Below are 4266 nucleotides of genomic sequence, written 5' to 3'. Positions count from 1 at the left end.
TGACCAGCAGTTTTCCGGCGGCGGTCGTGGCGACGCCGCGGGCGGCGCGATCGAAGAGCTTGATATCGAATTCGTCTTCCAGCGCCTGAATGCTGCGGCTCAACGCGGGCTGGCTCAAATGCACGCGCTCCGCCGCACGCGCAAAGCTGCCCTCTTCGGCCAGCGCAACAAGATGCGCCAGTCGACGCGAATTGATCTCATGCATGATATGTGACGCAGCCCTGGATGTTTTTCTGCCTGTTTTCAACGCCGGCTGGTTATATCATCCGCACTCGTTTTCGCCGATGTCTTGAGGCGTTCGTCCGAACGCCTCAAAGCATGTTCAGAAGCGATGGCGAATCCCGGTCATCACACCGATTTGCGTGCTTTTCTGCGCAAGGCCCGGCGCATTCACGCCCTGCAACTGCGCGCCGATCAGATCGCCCTTATAGCGCGAATAATCGGCTTCCAGATACACGTCGGTACGCTTGGACAAGTCGTAATCCGCGACGAGCTGGTACTGCCACGCCGAACCGTCCTGCGATTGCGCCTTGCCGTCCTGCAGCGTGCGCCACACGTTCGCCGCGAAATGCCAGGTGCTGCCCACCTCTTGCGTGATGCCGCCGAGGATCATCCGGCGGCGCTTGAAGTCCGAATATTTGAGCGCGGCCAGCCCGGGCGCGGAGAACGGTCCGTTGGCGAACGTGGTGAAGCCCTTGTCGTTCTGATTGACGATATAACCCAGTGCGAACCGCGTCTTGTTCCACGTGTACGATCCGCCGACGGTCCACGCCTTGGCATCGCTTCCGTTGATCGAGTCCTTGGTTTCCTTGAACGCGCCGCCAATCGAGACGGGTCCGCCTCCGGGTGTGAACGCCGCGGCCACGCCGTACTGGCTGCCATAGGACATCATGCCGGCGTTGCCGCTGAACGAATACGCGGTGGAAATGCGGAAGTCCTTGAACCTGCCGTGATACTGGATCTGGTTGCTGCTCCAGATGCCGCCCGTCATGGTCACTTCGGGCTGGAAGTTGAAGTCGTATGGAATCCATGGGTTGCTTGAGTAGCCGCCCATGGTGATGCCTTCGATCATCACGTTGTACTGGCGGCCGATCACAACCTGTCCATACGATGTCGACTGAATGCCGATCTGCGCTTCGTTGAAGAACGGCATGGTCGGATCGCTCTGGCCATTGTTCAGGAAGAAGCGGTTTTCGAGCTTGAACATGGTCGACCAGCCGCCCCCGAGATCTTCCACGCCCTTGATGCCCCAGCGGCTTTCGCTCATACCGCCCGGGCCCATGAGGAAGCGGCCATTACCCTGAGCGTCGGCATTCGAGAGATAGCGCATGCTGACGTCGGCGACACCGTAAAGCGTCACGCTCGACTGCGCATGGGTCGATCCGCAACTCAACGCTACAGGCAGTACGGCAATGCCCAACTTGCACCATTGCGAACGCCATTGGATGAATCTGCTTGTTGTCTCAGAAATTCCTAAAGTTTTCATGCGTCTCCCGTCTCTTTGTCATCTCGTAGTGCGAATCAAATTCGCACGCATCAGAATTCGTCGCGGCCGTGGCTTTGGGGCCGGGCTTGCGCGAACGCGTCGCTAATTTGAGGGCAAGGAGACGGTTAACTCCAGTGCATTCCTTGCATCGAAAGAATGCAGGGAATGCATGGAGTCAAGAGGGGAAAAGCGTCGAAAAGGAAGCGGGGAGAGGAAGAAACAACAACTGACGCTTAATTACTACGCGCCTGCGCCACCATCTGCGCGAGCTTCACGAATTCGGCCACCGGCACTTCTTCCGCACGTCGCGACAAATCGAAGCCGAGTGCATCGAAGTCGACCCGGTCACGATACACACCCAGCGTATTGCGCATCATCTTGCGCCGCTGCGAGAACGCGGCCAGCACGACTTCGCCGAGCACCTTGTCATCGACATCGGGCAGTTCGTTCGGCGCATACGGAATCATGCGGACGATCGCCGAGTTCACCTTTGGCGGCGGATTGAACGATTCGGGCGGGACGTCGATCAGCTTGTCGATTGAATAGCGGTACTGCAGCATCACCGTCAACCGGCCGAAGTCCTTCGTTCCCGGCTCGGCGATCATCCGGTCCACGACTTCGTCCTGCAGCATGAAATGCTGATCGATGACCTTCGGCGCAAACGCCGTCAGGTGGAACAGCAGTGGGCTGGAAATGTTGTACGGCAAGTTCCCGACAATCCGCAGCGACGGCATGTCGCCTTCCAGCGCGAGCGAGCCGAAGTCGAACGCGAGTGCATCGCCAGCGTGCAATGCGAGTAGTTCGCCAAAACGCTTTTCAAGCCGCCCGATCAGGTCGCGATCGAGCTCGACCGCGTGCAGCGGCGACTCGGGCGTGGACAGCCGCTCGATCAACGGCGCGGTCAGCGCGGCCAGTCCCGGCCCGATCTCGACCATGCGTTCGCCGCGTTTGGGATCGATGACATCGACGATCGAATCGATCACGCCCTGGTCAACGAGGAAGTTCTGCCCGAAGCGCTTGCGCGCGAAGTGGCCCTGGTGCTTGATGGACATCGGAGAAAACCGGTCAGGAACTGCAAATAAGGGGATCAGGCCGCGCGACGATGGCGCGCCATGGCAACAGCGGTATCGATGGCGACGATCAGGCTGCCCGGGTCCGCCCGGCCCGTGCCGGCGAGATCGAGCGCGGTGCCGTGATCGACGGAAGTACGGACGATCGGCAAGCCGAGCGTCACGTTGATGCCTTCGCCGAAGGTTGCGTACTTCAGGACCGGCAGGCCCTGATCGTGGAACATGGCAAGCACGCAATCGGCGTCTTTCAGATAGCGCGGCTGAAACAGCGTGTCGGCGGGATACGGACCCGGTGCATCGATTCCCAGTTCGCGCGCGCGCAACAGCGCCGGGGTGATGACATCGATTTCCTCGCGGCCGAGATAGCCGTTTTCGCCCGCGTGCGGATTCAGGCCGGTGACGAGAATGCGCGGCGCGGGCAAGCCGAACATGGCCTTCAGGTCGCGATGAATGATGCTCAGCGTTTCGACGATGCCATCCACCGTCAGCGCCGCCGATACATCCTTCAGCGGCAAGTGCGTGGTGGCGAGCGCGACGCGCAACGGCCGTTCGCCAGTGCCTGCGAGCATCATGACCACGCGCGGAGTATGCGTGCGCTCGGCGAGATATTCGGTGTGGCCGGTGAAGGGAACGCCGGCGTCGTTGATGGTGCTTTTCTGCAGCGGCGCCGTGACGATGGCGTCGAACCGTCCGCTGACCGCGCCGTCGATGGCCGTATCGAGCAGACCAAGCACGTAGCGCCCGTTCGCAGCATTGAGCTTGCCCGCTACAACGGGAACGCTCAGCGCATGGTGTTCAATCTTGATCGACGCATCGCCGGAAAGCCACGACGATGTACCCGCGCGCTGGGTCATCAGATCGCGGTCGGCGAGCACCGAGAACTTTACTTCTGGCCAGCGTGTAGCCGCGTCAGCCAGGGCCGCCACTGTCAGTTCAGGACCAACGCCGGCCGGCTCCCCGGTGGTGATGGCTATGGACAGTGAGCGGCTTGCTGGTTCCATTCGGACAACCTTTTACTGGTTCAGGGCCTGCTGTGCGGCGGCGCCCTTGTACTGGACGTAAGCGGTGTCACGCAGTTCACGCAGCCAGTCGGAATAAGCTTGCTCGGCCTTGCGCTGACCGATGGCCTGACGCGCCAGATCAAGCTGTTGCTGCACCGAGCCTTCTGCTTCGCGACGTCCGAGCACCTGGATCAGGTGATAGCCGTATTCCGAACGCACCGGATCGCTGACTTCGCCGTCTTTCAGATTGTTCATGGCGCGCTCGAATTCCGGCACGGTTTCACCCGGGCTGATCCAGCCGAGATCACCGCCCTGCGATGCCGAGCCGTCCGACGAGTAAGTCCGTGCGTAATTGGCGAAATCGCCGCCCTTCGCCACGTCTGCCTTGATTTCAAGCAGCTTTTGACGCGCTGCGGGTTCCGACGTGCCATCGGTCACGCGCAGCAGAATGTGACGAACGTGCGTTTGCACGAGCTTGGGCGCATCGGCAGCCTGACCCTGACCCGTGCGGCGCTCGACCAGCTTGATGATTTCGAAGCCGCCGTCGGTACGGATCAGTTGCGGATTCACCTGGTTCGGACATGCCATCGGTCACGCGCAGCAGAATGTGACGAACGTGCGTTTGCACGAGCTTGGGCGCATCGGCAGCCTGACCCTGACCCGTGCGGCGCTCGACCAGCTTGATGATTTCGAAGCCGCCGTCGGTACG

4 protein-coding genes and 1 pseudogene are annotated in these 4266 nt (G+C 61.0%); all 5 read right to left on the bottom strand.

Annotated features, from left to right (window positions below):
* The coding region (locus ACRXB1_RS31780; protein ID WP_449494293.1) for a helix-turn-helix domain-containing protein at positions 1-205 on the bottom strand (205 nt) is incomplete at its 3' end.
* Positions 206-322: 117 nt separating this feature from the next.
* A complete protein-coding gene (locus ACRXB1_RS31775) occupies positions 323-1486 on the bottom strand; it encodes a porin (protein ID WP_449494292.1) in 1164 nt (387 codons plus the stop codon).
* A gap of 233 nt (positions 1487-1719) precedes the next feature.
* On the bottom strand, positions 1720-2538 hold the full coding sequence (gene rsmA, locus ACRXB1_RS31770) for a 16S rRNA (adenine(1518)-N(6)/adenine(1519)-N(6))-dimethyltransferase RsmA (protein ID WP_449494291.1): 819 nt from the start codon (positions 2536-2538) through the stop codon (positions 1720-1722).
* A gap of 35 nt (positions 2539-2573) precedes the next feature.
* Positions 2574-3557, bottom strand: a complete 984-nt coding sequence (gene pdxA / locus ACRXB1_RS31765) for a 4-hydroxythreonine-4-phosphate dehydrogenase PdxA (RefSeq protein ID WP_449494290.1) — start codon at positions 3555-3557, stop codon at positions 2574-2576.
* Between the two features lie 12 nt (positions 3558-3569).
* A pseudogene (locus ACRXB1_RS31760) lies at positions 3570-4136 on the bottom strand (peptidylprolyl isomerase); the annotation flags it as partial.
* Between the last annotated feature and the right edge of the window lie 130 nt (positions 4137-4266).

The organism is Caballeronia sp. M23-90 (assembly GCF_053574605.1).
Note: the sequence above shows the minus strand (reverse complement) of the source record. Positions and strands in the feature narration are given on the sequence as shown.

What these genes read in the sequence shown, in the direction of transcription:
- ACRXB1_RS31775 (WP_449494292.1), bottom strand. Translation starts at nt 1,486, where the DNA reads ATGAAAACTTTAGGAATTTCTGAGACAACAAGCAGATTCATCCAATGG.
- rsmA (WP_449494291.1), bottom strand. Translation starts at nt 2,538, where the DNA reads ATGTCCATCAAGCACCAGGGCCACTTCGCGCGCAAGCGCTTCGGGCAG.
- pdxA (WP_449494290.1), bottom strand. Translation starts at nt 3,557, where the DNA reads ATGGAACCAGCAAGCCGCTCACTGTCCATAGCCATCACCACCGGGGAG.